Origin of the sequence: Streptomyces sp. NPDC058620 (assembly GCF_042717135.1) — a bacterium.
GTDB lineage: Bacteria > Actinomycetota > Actinomycetes > Streptomycetales > Streptomycetaceae > Streptomyces.
Genome location: NZ_JBHXQO010000003.1, coordinates 286,367 through 307,958, shown reverse-complemented (window position 1 = coordinate 307,958; position 21,592 = coordinate 286,367). Strand labels below are relative to the sequence as shown.

19 protein-coding genes are annotated in these 21,592 nt (G+C 70.6%); 12 read left to right on the top strand and 7 right to left on the bottom strand.

From position 1 onward, the window contains the following. The first annotated feature begins 8 nt into the window (after nt 1-8). Together ligD and ACFWSK_RS06170 are read left to right on the top strand one after the other, a co-directional pair. The gene (ligD, locus tag ACFWSK_RS06175) at nt 9-1,022 is read left to right on the top strand and encodes a non-homologous end-joining DNA ligase (protein ID WP_383782615.1); all 1,014 of its coding nucleotides are present in this window, start codon (nt 9-11) and stop codon (nt 1,020-1,022) included. Beyond that, complete coding sequence (locus ACFWSK_RS06170) at nt 1,019-2,077, top strand: ABC transporter permease (protein WP_383782523.1); 1,059 nt, start codon at nt 1,019-1,021, stop codon at nt 2,075-2,077. The genes ligD and ACFWSK_RS06170 overlap by 4 nt, the downstream gene beginning before the upstream one ends. 14 nt (nt 2,078-2,091) lie before the next feature. Here ACFWSK_RS06170 and ACFWSK_RS06165 read toward each other — a convergent pair whose 3' ends face one another. Together ACFWSK_RS06165 and ACFWSK_RS06160 are read right to left on the bottom strand one after the other, a co-directional pair. Beyond that, complete coding sequence (locus ACFWSK_RS06165; RefSeq protein WP_383782521.1) at nt 2,092-4,323, bottom strand: OmpL47-type beta-barrel domain-containing protein; 2,232 nt, start codon at nt 4,321-4,323, stop codon at nt 2,092-2,094. Continuing rightward, nucleotides 4,320-6,806, bottom strand: a complete 2,487-nt coding sequence (locus ACFWSK_RS06160; RefSeq protein ID WP_383782519.1) for a ThuA domain-containing protein — start codon at nt 6,804-6,806, stop codon at nt 4,320-4,322. The genes ACFWSK_RS06165 and ACFWSK_RS06160 overlap by 4 nt, the downstream gene beginning before the upstream one ends. A gap of 216 nt (nt 6,807-7,022) precedes the next feature. Between ACFWSK_RS06160 and ACFWSK_RS06155 the strand changes: the two genes are divergently transcribed. Continuing rightward, nucleotides 7,023-8,051: a multicopper oxidase domain-containing protein gene (locus tag ACFWSK_RS06155; protein WP_383782515.1), complete on the top strand. Its 1,029-nt coding sequence runs from the start codon at nt 7,023-7,025 to the stop codon at nt 8,049-8,051. A gap of 7 nt (nt 8,052-8,058) precedes the next feature. Here the strand turns inward: ACFWSK_RS06155 and ACFWSK_RS06150 are convergent, their stop codons facing one another. Both ACFWSK_RS06150 and ACFWSK_RS06145 read right to left on the bottom strand, forming a co-directional pair. Further along, nucleotides 8,059-10,242: a DEAD/DEAH box helicase gene (locus tag ACFWSK_RS06150; RefSeq protein ID WP_383782513.1), complete on the bottom strand. Its 2,184-nt coding sequence runs from the start codon at nt 10,240-10,242 to the stop codon at nt 8,059-8,061. A 95-nt stretch (nt 10,243-10,337) separates the two neighbouring features. Continuing rightward, a complete protein-coding gene (locus tag ACFWSK_RS06145; RefSeq protein WP_383782511.1) occupies nt 10,338-11,120 on the bottom strand; it encodes an IclR family transcriptional regulator in 783 nt (260 codons plus the stop codon). Between the two features lie 193 nt (nt 11,121-11,313). Between ACFWSK_RS06145 and ACFWSK_RS06140 the strand changes: the two genes are divergently transcribed. The 9 genes from ACFWSK_RS06140 (at nt 11,314) to ACFWSK_RS06100 (ending at nt 18,514) form a co-directional block, all read left to right on the top strand. Beyond that, nucleotides 11,314-11,424 (top strand): putative leader peptide, encoded by a 111-nt coding sequence (locus ACFWSK_RS06140; protein WP_383782509.1) that lies wholly within the window; start codon nt 11,314-11,316, stop codon nt 11,422-11,424. A 232-nt stretch (nt 11,425-11,656) separates the two neighbouring features. Then, the gene (locus ACFWSK_RS06135; protein ID WP_383782507.1) at nt 11,657-12,679 is read left to right on the top strand and encodes an ABC transporter substrate-binding protein; all 1,023 of its coding nucleotides are present in this window, start codon (nt 11,657-11,659) and stop codon (nt 12,677-12,679) included. 19 nt (nt 12,680-12,698) lie between these two features. Then, a complete protein-coding gene (locus tag ACFWSK_RS06130; protein ID WP_383782505.1) occupies nt 12,699-13,715 on the top strand; it encodes an NrtA/SsuA/CpmA family ABC transporter substrate-binding protein in 1,017 nt (338 codons plus the stop codon). Next, on the top strand, nt 13,712-14,539 hold the full coding sequence (locus ACFWSK_RS06125) for an ABC transporter permease (protein ID WP_383782503.1): 828 nt from the start codon (nt 13,712-13,714) through the stop codon (nt 14,537-14,539). Before ACFWSK_RS06130 ends, ACFWSK_RS06125 begins: the two co-directional genes overlap by 4 nt. Further along, nucleotides 14,536-15,297 (top strand): ABC transporter ATP-binding protein, encoded by a 762-nt coding sequence (locus tag ACFWSK_RS06120; RefSeq protein ID WP_383782501.1) that lies wholly within the window; start codon nt 14,536-14,538, stop codon nt 15,295-15,297. Before ACFWSK_RS06125 ends, ACFWSK_RS06120 begins: the two co-directional genes overlap by 4 nt. After that, on the top strand, nt 15,298-16,176 hold the full coding sequence (locus ACFWSK_RS06115; protein ID WP_383782499.1) for an ABC transporter substrate-binding protein: 879 nt from the start codon (nt 15,298-15,300) through the stop codon (nt 16,174-16,176). A 4-nt stretch (nt 16,177-16,180) separates the two neighbouring features. After that, nucleotides 16,181-17,254, top strand: coding sequence for an LLM class flavin-dependent oxidoreductase (locus tag ACFWSK_RS06110; protein ID WP_383782497.1), 1,074 nt, complete (start codon nt 16,181-16,183; stop codon nt 17,252-17,254). 139 nt (nt 17,255-17,393) lie between these two features. Continuing rightward, the gene (locus ACFWSK_RS06105) at nt 17,394-18,188 is read left to right on the top strand and encodes a VOC family protein (RefSeq protein ID WP_383782495.1); all 795 of its coding nucleotides are present in this window, start codon (nt 17,394-17,396) and stop codon (nt 18,186-18,188) included. A 71-nt stretch (nt 18,189-18,259) separates the two neighbouring features. After that, the gene (locus ACFWSK_RS06100; RefSeq protein WP_383782493.1) at nt 18,260-18,514 is read left to right on the top strand and encodes a WhiB family transcriptional regulator; all 255 of its coding nucleotides are present in this window, start codon (nt 18,260-18,262) and stop codon (nt 18,512-18,514) included. Nucleotides 18,515-18,538: 24 nt separating this feature from the next. On the opposite strand, the gene ACFWSK_RS06095 is transcribed toward ACFWSK_RS06100, so the two are convergent. From ACFWSK_RS06095 to ddaH, 3 genes are all read right to left on the bottom strand, one after another. Continuing rightward, nucleotides 18,539-19,441 (bottom strand): chitosanase, encoded by a 903-nt coding sequence (locus tag ACFWSK_RS06095; protein WP_383782613.1) that lies wholly within the window; start codon nt 19,439-19,441, stop codon nt 18,539-18,541. A gap of 262 nt (nt 19,442-19,703) precedes the next feature. Continuing rightward, nucleotides 19,704-20,678 carry an acyl-ACP desaturase gene (locus ACFWSK_RS06090; protein WP_383782491.1) on the bottom strand — a complete coding sequence of 325 codons (975 nt, stop codon included), beginning with the start codon at nt 20,676-20,678 and terminating at the stop codon, nt 19,704-19,706. 117 nt (nt 20,679-20,795) lie between these two features. Next, on the bottom strand, nt 20,796-21,572 hold the full coding sequence (ddaH, locus tag ACFWSK_RS06085; RefSeq protein WP_383782489.1) for a dimethylargininase: 777 nt from the start codon (nt 21,570-21,572) through the stop codon (nt 20,796-20,798). Nucleotides 21,573-21,592 lie beyond the last annotated feature (20 nt).

The following is a 21,592-nucleotide window of genomic DNA, read 5'->3' as shown; positions in this document are numbered from 1 at the left end:
GAGCAGCGGTGGAGCTGGACGCAGGCGGACGGCCGGTACGACTGTCCAACCCCGACAAGGTCTACTTTCCGGACAAGGGCTGTACGAAGCGGGACGTGGCCGAGTACTTCCTCGCGGTCGGGGACGGGATCACCCGCGCCCTGCGCGACAGGCCGACGACGCTTCAGCGCTTCGTGGACGGAGTCACCGGCGAGTTCTTCTACCAGAAGCGGGCGCCGAAGAACCTCCCCGACTGGATTCCGACCGCCCGCATCTCCTTCCCCAGCGGGCGGTTCGCCGACGAGATCTGCCCGACCGAGATCGCCGCGGTCATCTGGGCGGCCAACCTCGGCACCCTCACCTTCCACCCCTGGCCGGTGCGGAGCGCCGACACCGACCACCCCGACGAACTGCGCATCGACCTCGACCCGCAGCCCGGCACGGACTACGCCGACGCGGTCACCGCCGCCCACGAACTGCGTGCCGTCCTGGACGAGCACGGCCTGCGCGGCTGGCCCAAGACCTCCGGCGGGCGCGGCATCCACGTCTTCGTACCGATCGAACCCCGCTGGACGTTCACCGAGGTCCGCCGCGCCACCATCGCCATCGGCCGGGACCTGGCACGGCGCATGCCGGACCGCGTCACCACCGCCTGGTGGAAGGAGGAGCGCGGGAGCCGCATCTTCGTCGACTACAACCAGACGGCCCGTGACCGGACGATCGCCTCCGCCTACTCCGTACGCCCCTTCCCGCACGCCCCGGTCTCCGCACCGCTGCGCTGGGAGGAGATCGACGACGTCGAGCCGCGCGATTTCGACATCAGGACCATGCCCGCGCGCTACGCCGAAGTGGGCGACCTCCACGCCGACATGGACGACCACGCCTTCAGCCTGGAGAAGGTGCTGGAACTCGCGGCGCGGGACGAGCGCGACCGGAGCCTCGGCGACATGCCCTACCCGCCGGAGTACCCCAAGATGCCCGGCGAACCGAAGCGCGTCCAGCCCAGCCGGGCCCGGCACGACGAGGACGGCGACGAGGGGTGAGCGGCGGGCACGGCGCACACGGCAGGCCGCCGACGCGCGGCGAGAAATGGGAGGCGGTCAAGAAGTCGCCCCATCTGCCCGCGACCGTCCTGCTGTTCATCCTCGCCGCCGCTGCGGGGCTCTTCGCCGGGTCCTACACCTACACCATGGCGAATCCGACGCCCCGCGCGATCCCGGCCGCGCTGGCCGGCCCGGCCGAGGCGCCGCGCACGAAGACGTTCGTCGCCGGGATGGAGAAGGCCCTCGACGCCTCCCTGCGCCTGCACCGCTACGCCACAGTGGCGAAGGCCCGGGAAGCGATGGAGGACCAGAAGGTCTTCGCGGTCCTGCGCCCGGAAGGCGGCGGGGTCGCGCTCGACGTCGCCGGAGCGTCCGGAGCCTCCGTCGCCCAGCTGCTCGCCGAGTCCGCGGTGAAGGTGAGCGACGACGTGGGCGTCCCGGTGACGGTCACCGACGTCAAACCGCTCCAGAAGGGCGACCCGCGGGGCCTCGCCCTGTTCTACATCTCGCTGGCCGCCGTCATCATCGGCTTCGTCGGAGCCATCCAGCTGAGCGTCCACGCCCGTGGGCTCGCCCCGCTGGAGCGGATCGCGTTCACCCTCGGCTACGCCCTGCTCGGCGCCTTCGCCATCGCGGCCGTCGTGGACTGGCTGCTCGGCGCGCTGGATCTGCCGTTCGTCGAGTCCTGGCTGATCCTGGCGTTCACGATGTTCACCTCCGGCATGGTCTTCACCATGTTCAACACGATCATGGGCCGCTGGGCGATGATCCCCACCTGGGGCCTCATGGTGCTGCTGGGCAACCCGTCCTCCGGCGGCGCCGTCTCCTGGCCGCTCCTGCCGTCGGCACTCGGACACATCGGCCGCTGGCTGCCGCCGGGCGCTTCCGTCAGCGCCCAGCACACGGCCGTCTACTACCAGGGACACCAGTTCGCCATCCCGTACCTGGTGCTCGGCGGCTGGGCCCTGGTCTCCTGCACGGTGTTCTGGGTGTGGCGCCACCGGCACCCGGGAGGCCGCGACCACATGCCGGGGCATGCGGCCGCGGCCTCCTGACGCGGTGTCGCGGGTTACAGCTCCTTGATGCGGATGTCGCGGTACGAGACCACGTCCGTGGTGCCGTGCACCTGGAGCCCGACGTAACCGGAGGCGAACCGCCTGCCGTCGGTACCCGGGTCGTCGCCGCGCGGCGGCTCGAAGAGCTGTCCGCCGGTGTTCTCGAACTCGTTGATCAGGACACCGTTGCGGTAGACCGAGTAGTGCTGGTCCACCACGCGGATCTCGTAGTCGTTCCAGGCGCCCTTGGGGGTGACCCCGGCGCCGCCGAGACCCACCCGGTCGAACCCGTAGAGCGAGCCCGTCTTGTACATGTCGCCGTCCGGCCGGTCGTTGATCTGCACCTCATGGCCGTACTTGATGGCGACCCACTCCGGACGCGACTCCTCCGGGTTGTCGTGGACGTACGGGAACCGCACGAACACACCGCTGTTGGCGTTGCCCGTACCGGGTGCGTCGTCCCGCCACTGGAGCTTCAGCGAGAAGTCCCCGTACTGCCGTTCCGGGAACCACAGCATGCCCATGCCGGGGACCGTCGTGGAGCTGGTGAGGGTGCCGTCCGCGTTGAGCCCGAATTTGCCGCCGCCCACCTGCTCCCACTTGGCCAGCGAGGCGGCCGTGCCGTCGAACAGCTTCCGGTAGCCGTCGACCTGGCCCGGCCTGCCGATGCCGGACTGCTTCGCCGCCCGGTAGATCGTGCGGTGCTCGCGGGCGTCGATCACCCCCGCGGCCAGGAGTTTGTCGAGGACCGTGTCCACGTGCTTGAGGAACAGCGCGTGCGAGGACCAGTCCTTCTCGTCCTCGATCAGCTCGTTGATCGTGCACCGGTTGCCGGTGACACGGTTCGGGACCCCGCTGTCGACCGTGCCCACGATGACCGTCAGCCGCTCGTCGAACTCCGGGCAGTTCGGCGCAGGAACGCCGCCGCCCTCGGCGACCGTGAACGACACCTGCTTCGCCTGGGAGGTGTTGCCCGCCTTGTCCGTCGCCCGGTGGGCGAAGGTGTGGGAGCCGATCCGGTCGACGAGCACCGGCACGGAGTAGGCCAGGTACGGGCCGCCGTCGAGGGAGTACTCGATCCTGTCCACACCGGAGCCGGCGTCGGTCGCGGTGACCGTCGCCTTCGCGCTGGTGATGAAGGCGCCGTCCGAGTTCTTCTCGCCCGTCAGCGACACCGTCGTCTCCGGCGGTGTCGCGTCCTGGGTGGGCGGCTCGACGACGGTGAAGTCGACGGCCTTCTCCGCGGCCGCGTTGCCCGCCTTGTCGGTGGCGCGGTAGCGGACCTTGTGCGTGCCGGCCTCGTGCACCATCACCGGCGCGGTGTACGGCTGCCAGGCACCGGCCGCCCCGGTCGCGTACTCGATGGTGTTGACGCCGGACCCGGTGTCGGAGGCCGTGACGGTGACCGTGGCCATCCCCAGGTACGCGCCCTGGGCGTCCTTCTCGCCGGATACGGTCGCCGAGGTCTCCGGCGGGGTCGCGTCGTCGGTGGGCGGCGGGGCCACGCTGAAGTCGACGGCCTTCTCCGCCGCCACGTTGCCCGCCTTGTCGGTGGCCCGGTAGCGGACCTTGTGCGTGCCGACCTGGTTCACCACGACGGGCGTGGTGTACGGCTGCCAGGCACCGTCGGCGCCGACCGCGTATTCCACGGTGCCGACGCCCGAACCGGCGTCGGTCGCCGCCACACTGACGGCGGCCTGGCCGATGTACGCGCCGTCGGCGTTCCTGTCACCGTCCACCTTCGCCGAGGTCTCCGGCGCGGTGGTGTCCTCGCCGCTGCCCTCGGTCACGGTGAGAATGCCCTGCATCGATCCGTGGCCGGGAATGGTGCAGTGGTAGAAGTACCGGCCGGGGCTCAGCGTGACCTGCACGCTGTGCCTGCCGCCCTCGCTGTCGCTCGGGTTGGCGAGGATGTTCAGCTGGACGTCGTTGTTGAACTCCGGGTCCGAGACGCTGAACGTCAGCGTGTGCGGCATGCCCGTCGTGTTGCCGGTCGCCGCGCTGTTCTCGAACACGATGGTCGCGGCGCCGGCCACCGCCGTCGTGGGCGCGGACAGATAGCGGTCGATGGGGTCGCCGGCGGTCCAGGTGAGCACCTGGTCCGCTGCCGCTGCTTCCCGGTCGTCCTCCCGGCCGTACGCGGCCGTCGAGGTGAGTCCGAGGATCAGCAGGAACGAGGCCAGCAGAGCGGGCCACAGCCGGGCGGGCCGGTACCGGAGCCGTGCGGAGCGGGGACGGTGTCTCACTGAACTTCCGCCTTCCTGGCCAGGTCGGCGGCGGCCGGGGTCGGCCCTCCGCCCTTGTACGTCACGCGCCACAGCGCGGACTTGGAGTCCGAGGTGAAGAAGCCCCGCCCGTAGTCCAGGACGTAGAGCGAGCCGTCCGGGGCGAACTTCCAGTCCATGAGATTGCGGATGCCGTCGGCGCCCACCGGGATGATCTTCTTCAGGGACTCGGCGTGCGTGGGCAGGCCGCCCTGTCCGACCGTCCTGGGGTCGGTGAGCACCGCGTGCCGGGGCTGGTCGCCGTCGTAGAAGTCACCGACGAACCACTTGCCGTCCCAGTACGAGGGCCACTTGTCGGCGCTGGTGCTCGCCGCGTCGTACCGGTACACCGGGCCGTTCATCGTGGCCTGGCCGCCGCCCTTGAGCCACGGCAGGAGCTGCTTCTGCTCCTCGGGCTTGTAGCTCGGGATGCCGTTGGCGTCGCGCGGGTAGTCGATGCCACCGCCCTGCGGGGAGTACCAGATGGTGTTGGAGGTGACGGGCGGCAGTTTCACCAGGCCGTCGTTGTTCGGCGACTCGTTCCTGGGCGCGTCGCAGTCGTACCAGCCGAGAGGCACCGACGGGTCGGGCAGACCGCGGTCCCGGTAGGGCTGCTTGTTGCCCATGCAGTACGGCCAGCCGTGGTTGCCCGCCTTGGTGATCGCGGCGAAGGTGTCGTACTTGGCGGGTCCCCACGTGGTGCTGGGCGCGCCGGCGTCGGGACCGACCCAGCCCGCGTACAGCGTGTCGGTCGCCGGGTCGACGGAGATCCTGGCCGGGTTGCGCACCCCCATCACGTAGATCTCGCCGCGGGTCTTGCCGCCACCCTCGTCCGGCTCCCTGCCGGTGAAGAGGTTGCCTTCGGGCAGGGTGTACGTGCCGTCGGCCTCGGGGTGGATGCGCAGGATCTTCCCGTTGAGGTTGTTGGTGTTGCCCGAGGTGCGCCGGGCGTCGGCGTACGACACGCCCCTGTAGTTCGGCGCCGGATTGTTCCCGGAGTAACCACCGCTGGAACCGGACGAGTTGTTGTCACCCGTCGCGATGTACAGGTTGCCCTTGGAGTCCCAGGCCATGCCGCCGCCCGCGTGGCAGCAGCTGTGGATCTGGACCGGCCACTGGAGCAGCACCTTCTCGGATGCGGTGTCCAGCTTGTTCGTGGCCGGGTCGAAGGTGAAGCGGGAGACCTGGCGTACCGCCATCCGCTTGTCGCGGTCGATCTTCGCGTGCGGGGTGTAGTGCAGATACACCCAGCCGTTCTCCGCGAAGTCCGGGTCGAGTTCGATCCCGAGGAGACCTTCCTCGACCTTGACCGTCTCGTCGCCGCCGCCCTTGTTGCCGAAGACTGTCAGCGCTCCCGCGAGGGTGACCTTCCCGGTCTCGGGGTCGTAGACGTGGATCTCGCCCTGGCCCTTGCCGATGTCCGGGCTGTTCCAGTCGATGACGACCGGCCGGCTGCTGTCGGCGCCGCCGCGGCCGATGTAGAAGACCCGGCCGTCGGGGGCCGTGACCAGCCCGTGCGGCTCGCCGATCTGGTCGTTCCGGCCCGGCTGGTTGGGCCGGGTGACCCGCTCGGCCCGGTAGTTGCCGTTGATGGTGGCCTTGCAGTCCGCCTGCGAGATGCGGGAGGTCCAGGCGAGCGCGCCGCGCAGATGCTCACGGAAGTCCGTCTCGGCGAAGCTGTCGACGGTGCCGCCCATGCCCGTGTAGAAGGAACGGCCGCCGTCGTAGTCGCGGCACCAGGAGACCGGGTGGTCCCAGCCGTTGGCGCTCGCTCCCGGCTTGTAGGTGCTCTCGCGGACGCGGGCCACGGTGTGCACGTCACCGGAGGGATTCTTCGTCCAGTTCAGCCACTTGTCGGGCCGCTTCCACTCCAGCGGGAGGTTCTTGGCCGCCGGGTGCTGCCGGTCGCCGATCTCGACCGTCGCGCGCTGCGCGGTGGCCGGGCTGTCGGCGGCGGGCCGTGCCCCGACCAGTCCGGTGAACCAGTCCGAGTACGGTTCGGTGCGTGCCGCGTCATGGATGCCGAGGAACCCTCCGCCCGCCTCCATGTACGACTCCAGACCCGCCTCCTGCTCCGGGTCCAGGACGTCGCCGCGGGTCAGGAAGACGACCGCGTTGTACCGCCCGAGCTGCCGCTCGTCGGTGAAGACACCGGCGTCGTCGGTCGCGACGGTACGGAAGCGGCCGGCGGTCGGACCGCTCAGCCCGATCTTCTCGATCGCCGCGATACCCGCGTCCACCGTCGGTGACTCCTCGCCCGCCGAGGCGTGGAAGACGAGCACCCGGACGTTGCTGCCGCCGGGCGGTGACGGGAGAGACAACGTTGTCGCGCGGTCGGTCGGCTCCGGATAGGGCCCGGCGCTGGCGGCGCCGCCTCCGAGCAGGGAAGCGGTCAGCGCGCCGGCCGCTACGGCCGCCGCGATACCTCGTCGTGATCTGGACCTGTGATGTGGTGTGCGCTGCATGTGGTCACCCACCCCTCTTTGGTCACTGCAACAGCGGATGAAGCTAGACCTCTTTTCGTGACTCGCCAAGGGCTATGGCAGCAATGGCACGAACTTTGTCCTGGGTGTGGATAAACGGAGGGTCCACGGCTACCGTATGGGCCGTCCAGGGGGCACCTCTGCCCCCATGTGTCTCCGGAAGCCCGTCAGTTGCCCTTTCGCAGTGGGGAGTTCGACATGGACCGAAGGACCTTCAACCGGCGCATGCTTGCGGGCGGTGCGGCCGCCGCGGCAACGGGGGTGACATCGTTGTCGCTCGGTGCGGTCGAGGCCAGCTCGGCGGAGACCCCGCCCAGGACCGCCCCGGCGGGAGGCGAGGTGCGCCGGCTGAGGATGTACGCCGAGAAGATGCCGGACGGCTCCCTCGGGTACGGCTTCGAGAGGGGGAAGGCATCGGTCCCGGGGCCGCTCATCGAGCTCAACGAGGGCGACACCCTGCACATCGAGTTCGAGAACCTGACAGACGTCGACGCGAGCCTCCACGTCCACGGTGTCGACTACGACATCGCCAGCGACGGCACCCGGATGAACAAGAGCCATGTCGAACCGGGCGGCACCCGCACCTACACCTGGCGCACCCACGCCCCGGGCCGCCGGAAGGACGGCACCTGGCGGGCGGGCAGCGCCGGATACTGGCACTACCACGACCACGTCGTCGGTACGGACCACGGCACCGGCGGCATCCGCAAGGGGCTGTACGGGCCCCTGGTCGTCCGGCGCAGGGGCGACATCCTGCCGGACAGGACCTTCACGATCGTCTTCAACGACATGACGATCAACAACAAGGCGGGCCACCAGAGTCCGAACTTCGAGGCCACGGTCGGCGACCGGGTCGAAGTCGTGATGATCACGCACGGCGAGTACTACCACACGTTCCACATCCACGGTCACCGCTGGGCGGACAACAGAACCGGGCTGCTCACCGGGCCCGAAGATCCCAGCCGGGTGATCGACACGAAGATCTGCGGGCCCGCCGACTCCTTCGGCTTCCAGATCATCGCGGGCGAACAGGTGGGTGCGGGGGCCTGGATGTACCACTGTCACGTCCAGAGCCACTCCGACATGGGCATGGCCGGACTGCTGCTGGTCGCCAAGACGGACGGCACGGTCCCGGGCTACGAACCGCACCACGTGGCCGGGGCCGGGAAGACGGCCGGAGGAGATGCCGATGGGGCCGCCGGCAGCGGCGAGGCGCACCGGCACTGAGCCCCGGTCAGCCCTCGGCGGCCAGCCGGCGCTGTTCCTCCTCGACGATGCGCCGGGCGAGCGACCCGTCCGACACGTCGACGGCATCGGGCGTCGCCTCGGCGACATCGCTGCGCCGCGCGTACGCGTCGAAGAGCCGGTCCTTGCGCGCCAGGATGTCCAGCATCCGCTGGTCGACGCTGTCCGTCGCGAGGAGCCGGTGCACCTGGACGGTGCGTATCTGCCCCATGCGATGGGCGCGGGCCACGGCCTGGTGCTCCATCGTCGGTTTGATCTGCGGTTCGCACAGGATGACCACCGAAGCGGCCTGCATGTTCAGCCCGACGCCCCCGGCCTGGATCTGGCTGAGCAGGACCGCGTGCCCCTCCGCCGCGCCGAACCCGTCGACCAGCTCCTGACGGCGGGCGGCCGGCAGACTCCCGGAGACCGGCCCGAACGCACCCTCGCCCAGGGCCTCCTGGACCGTGGCGAGCACCTCGCGGAAGTACGAGAACACCACCACCTTGAGCCCGTTGCTCTCCGCCTCCGCGACCAGCTCGCACAGCCGGCTCAGCTTCGCGGAGGTCGCCGGCCGTGCGTACGCGGCGCGGCGCATCCGCATGAACTGCCCGGACTTCACGGCCTCGCGGTACGCGTCGAGATCGGCCTCGCTGAACTCCTCCCACTCGTCGACGTGGACCAGCGCGGGGAGTTCGCTCAGCACGTCCACCTGGTTGCGCCGCAGATAGGCGGGGGCGACGGCTCTGCGGAAGGCGTGCGAACCGGCGGCGCCGTGGGTCGTGGAGACGGCCGGGGCCAGTTCGGGCCGGAGCTGGCGGACGAGGCTGCGGAACTCCTCGACCCGGTTCTCCATCGGAGTGCCGGTCAGATACAGGACCCGCTCGGTGCGCTCCGCCCAGCCGGCCACGCTCCGGGCGCGGCGGGTCGCCGGATTCTTCACGAAGTGGGCCTCGTCCACCACGACCATGCCCGGTCGCACCGCCCCGGCCCAGGCGTCCGGCAGGGTGTGCAGCGCGTCGAAGGTGGTGAGGGCGACCCCGCCGCTCTCGCACCACTCGGTGAACGCCTCGCGCCGCTCCGGACCGTGCACCGGGAGTGCGCGCAGTGTGGAGCGGGCGCGGATCTCCCGCGTCCAGTTGATCAGCACGCTCGCCGGGCACACCACCAGGAAGTGCGTCTCGCCCCGCGCGGAGAGATGGGCGAGTGCCGCGATGGCCTGGACGGTCTTGCCGAGCCCCATCTCGTCGCCGAGGATCACCCGCTTCTGCGCCAGGGCGAACCGCGCGCCGAACGACTGGTAACCGCGCAACGAGACCCGCAGATGCGCGTCGTCGAGCCGCAGCCCGCGCACCCGGTCCGCGATCCCGGCCGGGAGGAAGCCCTCGGCGGCGTCCCGGTCGGGTCCGGTGCCCGACATCTCGGCCAGCAGGCTGTAGTACTCGGCGGACCTCAGCTCGAAGTCGACCCAGGCTCCGGGCGCGGACTCCGGTGCCCGCAGCAGATCGACCGACACCTGACCGAACAGCAGCGGCAGTCCGCGCTCCTCCGCCTCGGCCATCGCAGCCCGTACGGAGAGGGCGGCGGCCAGCGCCTGTTCCCGGGCGGCCCGGCCCGTGAACATCATCCGCAGCCGGCCCGCGGCAGGTCCCGCCGCGGTCAGCAGGGGTTCCAGGCGGGCGAGGAGCCCGCGCGCGGCGTCGCAGGCCCGCCGGACGTCAGGACCCGCCTCGACCAGCCGGTTCAGGGCCACCACCAGCGCGGTCGTCGGAGCGTCGGGGGCGTCCACGTCGATGCGTAGTGAGACGGTGTCACGGACCGCGTGCGCGATCTGCCGTGCCGCGGCCAGCGCCTGGTCGGCGGTCTGCGCCCCCACGCCGGGGATCTGCCGGAGCTCGTAACGGCTCGCCGCGTGCACCTGGCCGACCGTTCTGTAACCGGCTTCCTCGACCGCGCCGATCCGCAGCCTGCCCTCGGTCACGTCCTTGAGCCGCGCCACGGGGATGGCCGCCAGTTCCTGGCCGACCAGGGCGTCCAGGAGCGGATCGAGTGCGCCGCGTACGGCGTCGACGGCCCGGCCGTGATCGGCGAGCACCGCGCGGGCCGTCTCCAGCAACCGCTCCGCACGGCCGAGCAGCTCCCGGGCGGCCCGTCCCGTGGGCGCCTCGGTGCGCGTCGCCCCGGCCTCAGTCATGTACGTCCCTCTGTCCCCACAGCCTCGCCGTCGCCGTGGCACTCACCCGCCCCGGCCGGTGCTCATCGTCCCACGGAGCCGGTACGGCCGATCCGTCACGGCGCGGGGGGCCGTCGCTCGGCCGGGGACAGCAGCAGGACCTCCAGGGCCCTGGCGCAGGACCGTGCCTGGGCGACAAACCAGTCGGTGCGCTCCACTGTGATCACGGACGGGGTGGCCCGGACCGCGAGCGCGAAGCGCGCATACCCCGCGCCGTCCAGCACCGGGACGGCCAGCGTCCGCACCCCGTACGCCGACTCGCCGTCGTTGAGCGCGTAGGCATCGCCCCGGACCCGCGCCAACTCGGCCCGAAGGGCGTCTGCTTCGACGATCGTACGGTCGGTGAAGGCCCGCAGCGGAGGCAGCGAGGCCGGACCCGCCTCGCCCGGTCGCGCCCAGGCAAGCAGTACCTTGCCGAGCGCCGTGGAGTGGAGCGGTCTGCGCAGACCCACTTTCGGGGTGACCGAACCGCCCGCGACGATCACCGCGTGCGGGCCACTGCGCAGTGCCAGGTCGGCCGTCGCGCCGGTGCGCTCGGCGAGATCGGTCAGCTCGGGGGCGGCCAGGTGCAGCCCGCGCTGGTGGTAGGAGAGTCGGCCCAGCTCGGTCACGGCGGGCCCGAGCCGGTAGCGGGAGGTGCGGGGGTCCTGCTCCAGGAATCCCGCGCCGAGCAGCGTGCGGGCCAGCCGGTGGGCCGTGGAGACGGACAGCTCCAGCCGGCGGGCGAGTTCGGATGCGCTCAGATCGGGGCCGTTGTCGTGGAAACAGTGCAGGACGTCCAGAGCCCGCTGTACCGCCTGCGCGCCGCCCGGAGCACGCGCTGTCGCGGCCTCGGTCATATCGGTTCACTCTCCGCTCATGGGATGGGAGGTGGTCTCGTTGCCATATTACGGGAGCGTGGACACGCCGAGGTGGGACCCGGAAACACTCCGTTCATATTCAATCCCACATTATGGGAAGCGAGTTGTGGGCGAGTGCGGCTCCGTGGCAGGCTGCAGCCGTCACCACCGACGAGCAGGAAGGAGCAGTCCCATGGCCGGCCGCCGAACCGCGTCCCCCACCCCGTCCGCTCCGGTCCTGCTGACCCTCACGCTGCGCCGTCATATCGACCTGGCGCGCGTCTCCAGCGCCACCTGTCGCTGACCCTTCGCGCCCGGCGGCGTACCGCCGCTCACGCCGCGGATCTCGTGAGCTCCGCTCACCGCGACTCCTCCTGATCACCGCGGCTCACCGCGCACGCACTCGGCTCCCTCGTGCTCCGTCGCAGCCGGGCGGGCCCGCACGCACCGCTCCGTACGCCCGCGGCCGGGACCCCGTGTCCGGAGCCTCGCTCGCTTCACTCCTCTCCTCCCACCGACCCTTTCGGGAAGACTCCATGACGCATGCCGCCGTCCTGCCCGGGACGCTCTGGTACACCCGTTGTCCCGTACCCACCGCCACCGGCATCGCCGCCGACCGGGGGTGGCTCACCGGAGAGTTCGCCGCCGACGGCATCGCCGTGCGGTCCCTCCAGGACGCCGCCCCCGACACCGACCGGGGCGCGCACTACACCCATGCGCTGCCCGGACTGTTCCGCGAGGGCGGCAACGTGCCCGCGCTGTGGGCCCGTTCACGGGGGGAGCGGACCCGGCTCATCGGGCTGACCTGGATCGAGGAGCGCCAGGCGGTACTCGTCGCCCCCGGTTCCGGAATCCGGGGCGCGGACGCCCTGCGCGGTCTGCGGCTCGCCGTGCCCGCCCACTCCATCGACATCGACTTCTGGCGTGCCATGGCGCTGCGCGGCTTCGAGGGCGCGCTCGCCTCCGCCGGACTCACCCCGCACGACGCCACCCTCGTCGACGTGCCCGCCGACGGGTACCCCGAGCAGTGGGCCGCCGAACTGGCCGCGCTGCGGCGCGGGGACGTCGACGCCGTGTACGTGAAGGGCGCACTCGCCGTGGAAGCGGCGCGAAGGGCCGGGGCCGAGGTCGCCGTCGAACTCGACGAGCTGCCCGACCGCCGCTTCCGGGTCAACAACGGCACACCCCGCCCCATCACCGTCCATCAGCAACTCCTGGACGACCACCCGGACCTCGTCGACCGCTTCCTCGCCGTCCTGCTCAGGGCGGCCGACTGGGCCACCGGGCATCCCGGCGAGGTCGCTCGCATCCTGGGAGCCGAGACCGGTGCGGGCGCCGACGGAGTCGCGGGCGCCTACCGGCCCGGCACCCACCTCACGCTCCACCCCGATCTGTCCGCGGAGCGCCTCGCACTCCTCGCCCAGCAGGAATCCGCGCTGCGCGCCCACGGGTTCCTGTCCGAACCCGTGGATGTCACCACCTGGGCCGACCCCGAGCCGCTGCGCCGTGCCGCGCTGCTGACCCGGCAGGTGCCCGCCCCTCTGCCTTCCGCCCCCTGAGCCCCGAGGACCCACCACCATGAACGCGACCCGACCACTCCGTAAGCTCGTCGCCCCGGCCCTGCTCACCGCGACCGCGCTGCTCGCCCTCACCGCCTGCGGCACCTCGGAGGCGGACAGCGGCAACGGCGGCTCCGGGGCCACCATTGCCGTACGCATCCCCGACCCGGGCAACTCCGGTGTCCTCGCCCTCGGCAAGAAGGACGGAAGTCTCGACAAGGCACTCGCCGAGGTCGGCGCCAAGGTGCGGTGGACCGGCAGCGCCGGCCCCTTCGCCCCCGCCGCCCAGGCGATGAACGCCGATCAGCTCGACATCGCGACCGGCTCCATCACCTCCGGAATCACCTCGATCGCCCAGCGCCCCGGCTTCAAGTTCTTCGCCGCCGTCGACCCGGACGCCGCGGGCGAGGGAATCCTCGTCCGCAACGGCTCCGGAATCGAGAACGTCGCCGGACTCGTCGGCAAGAAGGTCGCGGTCAACCAGGGCGGAACCGGCGAGTACCTGCTCCTCAAGGCCCTGGCGAAGGAGGGCATCCCGGCCGACAAGGTCCAGCGGGTCTATCTGCGCCCCGACCAGACCGCCGCCGTCTTCAACGCGGGCAAGGTCGACGCCTGGGCCGTCTGGGCCACCTACGCCGTGGCCGAGATCGGCAGCGGCAAGGCGCACTTCGTGGCAGACGGGGCCGCCATCGGCTCCGACAACTACAGCCTCGACGCCGTGCGTACGGGCTTCGCCGAGCAGCACCCCGAGGTCGTCGAGGCGCTCTATCACTACCTCCACGACGCCAGTGCCCGGGAGAAGCAGAATCCGGCCGCCTATCTCAACGTCTTCACCGACGTCGGCCCGACCGCCGTCACGGGCAGGGCCAAGGAGATCCAGACGCACTTCAGCGCCAAGGGCGGCACGGTCGACCCGATCGGCCCGCAGGACATCGAGCGCTTCGAAGCCGTCGCGAGGTTCTACGCCGAACAGAAGGTGACGAAGACCGAGGTCGACGTCGCCGACCATCTCCTCGACATCGAGAAGCTGACATGAGCGGCGCGACGACCGGCGGACTCGTCACCCCGCGTCCCCAGCTCCGCAGGGCCCGCAGCCGCGGCTACGCCGTGACCGTCCGCGCACTCGGCCCCGTCGTCCTGCTCGTCCTGTGGTGGGGGGCCTCCGCCACGGGTCTCCTGACCGCCGACGTCCTGGCTTCGCCCGCCGAAGTGCTGCGAGCCGTGGGGGAGTTGTGGGGCAACGGCCAGCTGCCCGACGCGCTGACCACCTCCCTCACCCGCTCCGGGCTCGGGCTCCTCATCGGCCTCGCCGCCGGACTGACCCTCGGCATCACCACCGGATTCACCCGGCTCGGCGACGAACTGCTCGACTCCTCCATCCAGACACTGCGCACCATCCCGTTCCTCTCCCTCGTGCCGTTGTTCATGGTCTGGTTCGGGATCAACGAAACGGCCAAGATCCTGCTCATCGCCGTCGCCACCACCTTCCCGATGTACGTGTCGACATCGAGTGGTGTACGCAACACCGACCCCAAGCTCGTCGAGGCCATGCGCAGCTTCGGAATGGGCCGGCTCGGGATCATCCGCGAGGTCGTGCTGCCCGGCGCCCTGCCCTCGCTGCTCGCCGGACTGCGCCTGTCCATGACGCTCAGCGTCATCGCCCTCATCGCCGCCGAGGAGATCAACGCCACCGCGGGCATCGGCTATCTGATGTCCCAGGCGCAGAGCTACGCCCGCACCGACGTTCTCGCCGTCTGCATCCTCGTCTACGGCCTCCTCGGCCTGACCGCCGACATAGTCGTACGCCTGCTGGAGCGCGTCATCATGCCCTGGCGCACCCCGGTGGGAGCCTCCCGATGACCTCGACCCATAACGAAACCCAGGCCGTACGCGTACGGGGCCTGCGCCGGGCCTTCGGGAACCGTGCCGTCCTCGACGACCTCCGGCTCGACATCGCCCGCGGCGAGTTCGTGGCCCTGCTCGGTGCGAGCGGCAGCGGCAAGACCACGCTGCTGCGCATCCTGGGAGCCCTCGACGGGGCCGACGCGGGCGAGGTCCTCGTCCCGGAAGCACGCACCATCGTGTTCCAGGAACCCCGGCTCGTCCCGTCCAAGAAGGTGCTCGCCAACGTGACCGTGGCGCTGCCCCGCAACCGCTTTGACCGCGGTCTCCGGGCACTGGCCGAGGTCGGTCTCGAACGGCACGCCCAAGCCTGGCCCGCCACTCTCTCCGGCGGCGAGGCCCAGCGCGTCGCCCTGGCCAGAGCCCTGGTGCGCGAGCCTGAACTCCTGCTGCTCGACGAGCCGTTCGCCGCTCTCGACGCCCTCACCCGGCTCAGGATGCAGGACCTGGTCGAGGAACTCTGCCGCAAGCACCGCCCCGCCGTCCTGCTGGTCACGCACGACGTCGACGAGGCCGTACGGCTTGCCGACCGCGTCGCCGTCCTGCGTGACGGACGGCTCGTCACCGACGAGACCGTCACCGTCGACCGGCCCCGCGAGCCCGGCGACCCCGCGTTCGCAGCACTGCGCCGGCGCCTGTTGAACGACCTCGGCGTCGAGACCAGGACGCCCGCCCCCGTCAACCACCTCACCACAGCCGAAGCCGGAGCGATCTGAATGACCATCACCATCGGTGTACACAGCAGCAATCCGTCCCTCTACTACCTGTACCACCTCACCCGTCTCGGCTTCGCCCAGGAGGAGCTGGCTCCGCTCGGCGAGACCGTCGCCTTCCACCCGTACGCGAACGGCGTCCGGACCGGCGAGCTGCTCACCCAGGGAGTCATCGACTTCGGCGGCACCGGCTCCACCCCGCCCATCACCGCCCAGGCCGAGGGCCACGACCTCGTCTACACCGCCGTCTCCGCCGCACGCCCCGAACACGGGGCGTTGCTCGTCCTCGAGGACAGCCCGGCCCGCACGGTCGCCGATCTCAAGGGCACCACCGTCCATCTCGCGATCGGCTCCTGGCAGACCCATCTGGTCGCCAAGGCCCTCGACGACGCCGGGCTCTCGTACGCCGACGACATCACGCCCGTACGCGGCACGGAGGAGAGCGAACAGCTCCTGCGCTCCGGAGCCGTCGCCGCCTGGGTCGCCCAGGGCCCGCAGCTCGCCGCCGCCCGCCGGACCGGCGGACTGCGCACCCTCGTCCGTACCGCCGACGTCATCTCCGACCGCTCCGTGTTCTTCACTCGCCGCGAGCTCGCCGAGAGCCGCCCCGAGGTCATCGAGGCGCTCACCCGCGCCCTCCGCCGCGCCGACGACTGGGCGGCTGCCCATCCGCGCGCCGCCGCCGAGATCGCGGCGGCCGACCTGGGCGGCGGCGCCGACGACTGGGAGACCGCTCTGCGCGCCCTCCCGTGGCGGATCGAGGCCGTGAGCGAGGAGTTCATCGCCGAACAGCAGGAGGCGGCCGACATCTTCCACCGCACCGGCTTCATCGGAGGGCCCGTCACCGTCGCACGTGCCCTGGCCACGGCTCCGGTGGTGTGACCCCATGGCCACCGAAGTCCTCTGGTACATCATTCCGCGCGAAGGTGCCTTTCCCTGGGAACCCGAAGGGCGGCGCACGGCCGACCTCGGCTATCTGAGCCGGCTGGCCGCAACGGTCGAACACCTCGGCTACAGCGGGGCGTTGCTCGCCACCGACCTGTACGACGTGTGGCCGCTGGGCAGCGCGCTCGCAGCCTCCACCAGCACCCGCTTCAAACCGCTGCTCGCCGTCCACCCCGGACTGATCTCGCCCACCCTGCTGGCGAAGATGGCGCTCAGCTTCGACCAGCTCTTCGGCGGCCGGCTGCGCTTCAACGTCGTCAACGGTTCGACGAAGTCGCTCCAGGAGTACGGACTCCACGTCGAGCACGACGAGCGGTACGAGCTGAGCGCCGAGTACTGGTCGATCGTGAAGCGGCTCACCGCTGGTGAGGTCTTCGACCACAAGGGCCGCTTCTACGACCTGAAGAACGCGGGTGCCTCGTTCCGCGAGCTGAAACCCGTCCAGGACCCGCACATCCCGCTCTGGTTCGGCGGTTCGTCCGCCCCCGGTATCGAGATGGCGGCCGAGCACGTCGACGTCTTCCTCACCTGGGGCGAGCCTCCGCATCTGCTCAAGGAGAAGCTGGAGCGCGTACGGGCCAGGGCCGCCGCGTACGGCCGGACCCTCCGCATCGGTCTGCGGCTTCACCTCATCGTCCGTGACACGGAGGACGAGGCGTGGGCTGCGGCCGACCGGCTCCTCGACGTCACGAGCGAGGCCACGTACGCCCGGCAGCTGGGGGACCGGGCGGGCGAGGACGGGGTGGGCTGGCAGCGCCAGTTCCGCCAGCACGGCGGCAAGGTCCCCGCCCACGCACGTGAGCTGGAGGTCCACCCCAACATGTGGCCGGGGATGAGCCTGTTCCGGCCGGGGCCCGGCACCGCGGTCGTCGGTTCGACGGCCCAGGTCGTCGAGCGCCTCAAGGAGTTCGAGGACCTGGGAGTCGACACCTTCATCCTCTCCGGCAATCCCCTGCTGGAGGAGGCGTACCGAGTCGCGGAAAAGGTGCTTCCGGCGCTGGGCATCGGCCGCTGAGTCGGCACACCCACCAGCCGGTCGCGTACCCGCGCGCCGGACTGCGGTTGTCAGTGCCCGGTGCGAGACTCTGTCGTGCGGGGAATTCCCCCGCGCCACGAGACGAGCGAGACGGCCGGGCTCGCTGAAGGGGCACACCATGCTCAACCCCAGCTTTGTCACCGGAATCCCCAACTGGATCGACCTGGGCACGCCCGACATCGAGGCGGCCACCACGTTCTACCGCGGCCTCTTCGGTTGGGAGCTGCTGCCCGGCGGTCCCGAGACCGGCGAGTACGGGATGTACACGCTGAACGGGAATTCCGCCGCGGGCGTGATGACCGTGCCGGAGGACCAGGCGAAGTCCGCCTGGTCGGTCTACTTCCAGTCACCCGACGCGGACGCCACCGCCAAGAGCGTGGCGCAGGCCGGGGGCAATGTGCTCTTCGAGCCGATGGACGTCCGCGAATTCGGGCGGATGGCCGGCTTCACGGACAACCAAGGGGCGTACTTCGGCGTCTGGCAGCCCGGGACCAACGGCGGCCTGGGCGTCATCCAGGAGCCGGGCTCCCTGATCTGGTCGGAGCTGCACACCTCCGACGTCTCGGCGGCTGCCGGGTTCTTCCAGACGCTCTTCGGCTGGGAAACCGACGAGATGTCCTTCCCCGGCGGCTCGTACACCACGGTGAGACCGGCGGGCGGCAGCCCGGAGTCGTCCTTCGGCGGGCTCGTCCGCCTGAGTGATGTCCGGGCCGAGGCCGACCGGGGTCCGCACTGGCTGCCGTACTTCACGGTGGAGGACTGCGACGCCGCCTCGGCGCAGGCCGGGCGGCTGGGGGGCAGCGTGACGGTGGCTTCCCAGGACATCGAGGGCGTGGGCAGGATCGCCCATCTCGCCGACCCGTTCGGCGCGGCGTTCGCCCTGATCCGGCCCGCACCGATGCCGAGGGAGTGAGCGCGTCCCCGGTGCGCCCCATTGACGGGGCGTTGATCCGTTGTTTATCGGCACCCGGCACTGTGGTCACCATGCTGATCAACACCATGACCGACGACGCGCTCGCCTGGCGTGAGACGGCGCTCTGCGCACAGGCGGGACCCGAGTTCTTCTTCCCGGCTCCGGGCAGCTCGACGCGCGAGGCCAAGCAGTTGTGCAACGCCTGCGAGGGCCGGGTCGCCTGCCTGGAGTACGCACTCGCCAACGACGAGCGGTTCGGCGTCTGGGGCGGGCTCTCGGAGAAGGAACGGGACCGGATGCGCAGAGGAATGCGCGAGCAGGGCTGACCTCCGGGTGCCGTGCCCTTCGGTTCAGGACGGGATGCGGAAGGTCTCGCCGTACGTCTGCCACACCAGAGGCGCCTTCAGCTCCAGATTGCCGTTGCGCAGGAACACCCGCTGTGCGGTGTCGATCCGTGAGGTGTCCCGCTGGGTCTTCCGCGCCTGGATCACCGACTTTCCCGCGTCCAGGAAGGCATGGAGATACGCGGTCTCGTCGCCGCCCTCGGCCGCGGTGTCGGCCTCCGCCATCGCCGCGTCGCGGATTCCGTAGAAGCCCGTCGCCTCGATACCGGGGCCGTGCAGAACCATCGCGTCGTAGTAGACGAACTGCCCCAGCGTGCCGAGTCCGTCCTGCTTCGCCAGCCGGACCGCGGGCTCGAAGTAGAGCTTGTCCCGGAACTCCTCCTGGGCGTCGCGGAACGCCTTGTCCCCGGCCGCCGCCTTCCACGCGGCGGTGAAGCCGGGGTCCAGCCCCTCGTGGGAATCGGTGCCGTCCACCGCGCGCAGGGCGGGGAGGAACGGGGCGAGCGGATTGTCCGGATGCTCCTCGGTGAAGGATTCGACGAGCTGAAGCATGTCGTTCGTCCCGGAACAGAATCCGATGATGCCCGCCGTGTAGCCGGTGCCGTCCCCGACGTCCTCGATGGTGCCGTACTGGCTGCGCCAGTCCAGGGTGGAGCTCTCCGCGCTGGCCACCAGCTGCGAGGCGATCTCCTTCATCCGCGGCTCCGCCAGCCCGGCGGGCAGACCGGCGATCTCCGCGTCCTCCGCCTTCTGTTTGGCGGTGGCACGGGCGCCACCACCGGCAGGCGTGGCAGGTGCGGGCTCCGCCGCCTGCGGCGAACCCGTGGGCAGCGCCGGGTCGCCGCTGCTGCCGAACACGATGGATGCGGCGATGGCGATCGGTGCGCCGAAGAGGAAAAGACGCGTCACTGGCTTCACCCGGCACAGAGTACGGTCCGTAAACCTCTGGGGTCCGCCCACCCCCGCACGGCCTGGACGGGCCCATGGCGCACCCAGCTGAGGCTGTTGCGCCAGCACCCGGTCGCCGATGTGCGGGACGCGGCGTACGCACAGGTCACGGCAACGGAGTGAGGGCGCCGGGCAGCGGCCCGACGCCCTCACTCACAGGACCTGACTCATGCGGACCGCCTCATGCGGACCGCCTCATGCGGACCGCCTCACGCGGTCCGGCTCACGCCTTGCCTCGTGCGACCATCCGTGCCTTACGGGCGGCCAGCTTCTCGTCGAACTTCGACGCCTCGCTGTCCAGGCCGCTCATGTACATGCCGAGCTCTTCCTGGGCCTTGACACCCTCCGGGCCGAGCCCGTCGATGTCGAGCACCTTCAGGTAGCGCAGCACCGGCTGGATGACGTCGTCGTGGTGGATGCGCATGTTGTAGATCTCGCCGATCGCCATCTGCGCGGCGGCCCGCTCGAAGCCGGGCATACCGTGTCCGGGCATCCGGAAGTTGACCACGACGTCGCGCACGGACTGCATGGTCAGATCGGGGGCGAGCTCGAAGGCCGCGCCCAGCAGATTCCGGTAGAAGACCATGTGCAGGTTCTCGTCGGTCGCGATCCGCGCGAGCATCCGGTCACAGACCGGGTCGCCCGACTGGTGGCCGGTGTTGCGGTGCGAGACGCGCGTCGCCAGCTCCTGGAACGCGACGTACGCGACGGAGTGCAGCATCGAGTGGCGGTTGTCGGACTCGAAGCCCTCCGCCATGTGCATCATCCGGAACTGCTCCAGCTTGTCCGGGTCGACGGCACGCGAGGTGAGCAGGTAGTCGCGCATCACGATGCCGTGCCGGCCCTCTTCGGCGGTCCAGCGGTGCACCCAGGTGCCCCAGGCGCCGTCACGGCCGAAGAGGGACGCGATCTCGTGGTGGTAGCTGGGGAGGTTGTCCTCGGTCAGCAGGTTGACGACGAGGGCGATCTTGCCGATGTCGGTGACCTTGGACTGCTCGGCCTCCCACGCCTGGCCGTCTTCGAAGATGCCGGGGAAGTTGCGGCCGTCGGAGAACGGGACGTACTCGTGCGGCATCCAGTCCTTGGCGACCTTGAGATGGCGGTTGAGTTCCTTCTCCACCACCTCCTCCAGTGCGTACAGCAGCTGGGCGTCTGTCCACGCCTTCGAACTGCCGAGATGGGGAGAGGTGATCGTCACGGGGGGCTCCTGGGGACGGGAGAATTACCTACGGCCTCGTAGGTTACGTGACCGTAGGTTAAAGCGCGGGTAAGGCCCCGGCCAAGCCCATCCCGGGTGGCGCCCGATAACGCCCCGTTATGCGTGCAGGTCCCGGACGCGTACGGAGAGGCAAGTCACGCAGCCTTCGAGCTTCTCGTACTCGCTGATGTCCACCACAACGGGTTCGAAACCGAGCTCGGAGAACAGCTCGGCGGACTTGGGCGCGCTCGCCGCCATCAACAGTTTTCCACCGCCGAGCAGCACCACATGCGCGCCCGCCTCCTCCGGAACCGGCAGGAAACGGCCGAAGAGCGAGGGTTCGTCCACCAGGGGCGGATATCCGATGACCGTGCCGTCCGGCAGCGCCGTCACCGCGGACTTGAGGTGCAGCACCTTGCTGATCGGTACGGCCACGACTCGGGCTCCCAGCGGTTCGAAGACGGCCCGGAGCTGCCGCACCCCCTCCGCGTTCGTCCGGCCGCCCCGCCCGACGTAGATCGTGTCGCCGGACTTGAGGACATCGCCGCCGTCCAGCGTGCCCGGTTCGATGACCCGGTTCACCGAGCAGCCGAGCCGTGTCAGCGCCTCCTCGACGGCGGGGGTCTCGCCCCTGCGGGACTCCGCCCCGGACCGGGCGATCAGGGCGACGTTGCGGAACATCACCACCGTGTCCTCGACGAAGACGCCGTCCGGGAAGTCGTCGGCGGCGGCCACCTCGACCGTCTCCCAGCCGTGCTCGCGCAGGGCTGCCACGTAGAGATCCCACTGCCGGCCGGCGAGGGCGAGGTCGACCGGTGTGCGTGCGATGTGGGTGACGAGTCCCTCGGTGAGGCGCGGACTCGCACGGCGGACGAGAGCTTTTCTGCTGGGCATGGTGCGTGTTCCTCGTTCGT

Bases quoted from the DNA above. Each gene is read 5' to 3' on its own strand.
- ACFWSK_RS06160 (WP_383782519.1), bottom strand. From the start codon at position 6,806: ATGCAGCGCACACCACATCACAGGTCCAGATCACGACGAGGTATCGCG.
- ACFWSK_RS06155 (WP_383782515.1), top strand. From the start codon at position 7,023: ATGGACCGAAGGACCTTCAACCGGCGCATGCTTGCGGGCGGTGCGGCC.
- ACFWSK_RS06150 (WP_383782513.1), bottom strand. From the start codon at position 10,242: ATGACTGAGGCCGGGGCGACGCGCACCGAGGCGCCCACGGGACGGGCC.
- ACFWSK_RS06145 (WP_383782511.1), bottom strand. From the start codon at position 11,120: ATGACCGAGGCCGCGACAGCGCGTGCTCCGGGCGGCGCGCAGGCGGTA.
- ACFWSK_RS06140 (WP_383782509.1), top strand. From the start codon at position 11,314: ATGGCCGGCCGCCGAACCGCGTCCCCCACCCCGTCCGCTCCGGTCCTG.
- ACFWSK_RS06135 (WP_383782507.1), top strand. From the start codon at position 11,657: ATGACGCATGCCGCCGTCCTGCCCGGGACGCTCTGGTACACCCGTTGT.
- ACFWSK_RS06130 (WP_383782505.1), top strand. From the start codon at position 12,699: ATGAACGCGACCCGACCACTCCGTAAGCTCGTCGCCCCGGCCCTGCTC.
- ACFWSK_RS06125 (WP_383782503.1), top strand. From the start codon at position 13,712: ATGAGCGGCGCGACGACCGGCGGACTCGTCACCCCGCGTCCCCAGCTC.
- ACFWSK_RS06120 (WP_383782501.1), top strand. From the start codon at position 14,536: ATGACCTCGACCCATAACGAAACCCAGGCCGTACGCGTACGGGGCCTG.
- ACFWSK_RS06115 (WP_383782499.1), top strand. From the start codon at position 15,298: ATGACCATCACCATCGGTGTACACAGCAGCAATCCGTCCCTCTACTAC.
- ACFWSK_RS06110 (WP_383782497.1), top strand. From the start codon at position 16,181: ATGGCCACCGAAGTCCTCTGGTACATCATTCCGCGCGAAGGTGCCTTT.
- ACFWSK_RS06105 (WP_383782495.1), top strand. From the start codon at position 17,394: ATGCTCAACCCCAGCTTTGTCACCGGAATCCCCAACTGGATCGACCTG.
- ACFWSK_RS06100 (WP_383782493.1), top strand. From the start codon at position 18,260: ATGCTGATCAACACCATGACCGACGACGCGCTCGCCTGGCGTGAGACG.
- ddaH (WP_383782489.1), bottom strand. From the start codon at position 21,572: ATGCCCAGCAGAAAAGCTCTCGTCCGCCGTGCGAGTCCGCGCCTCACC.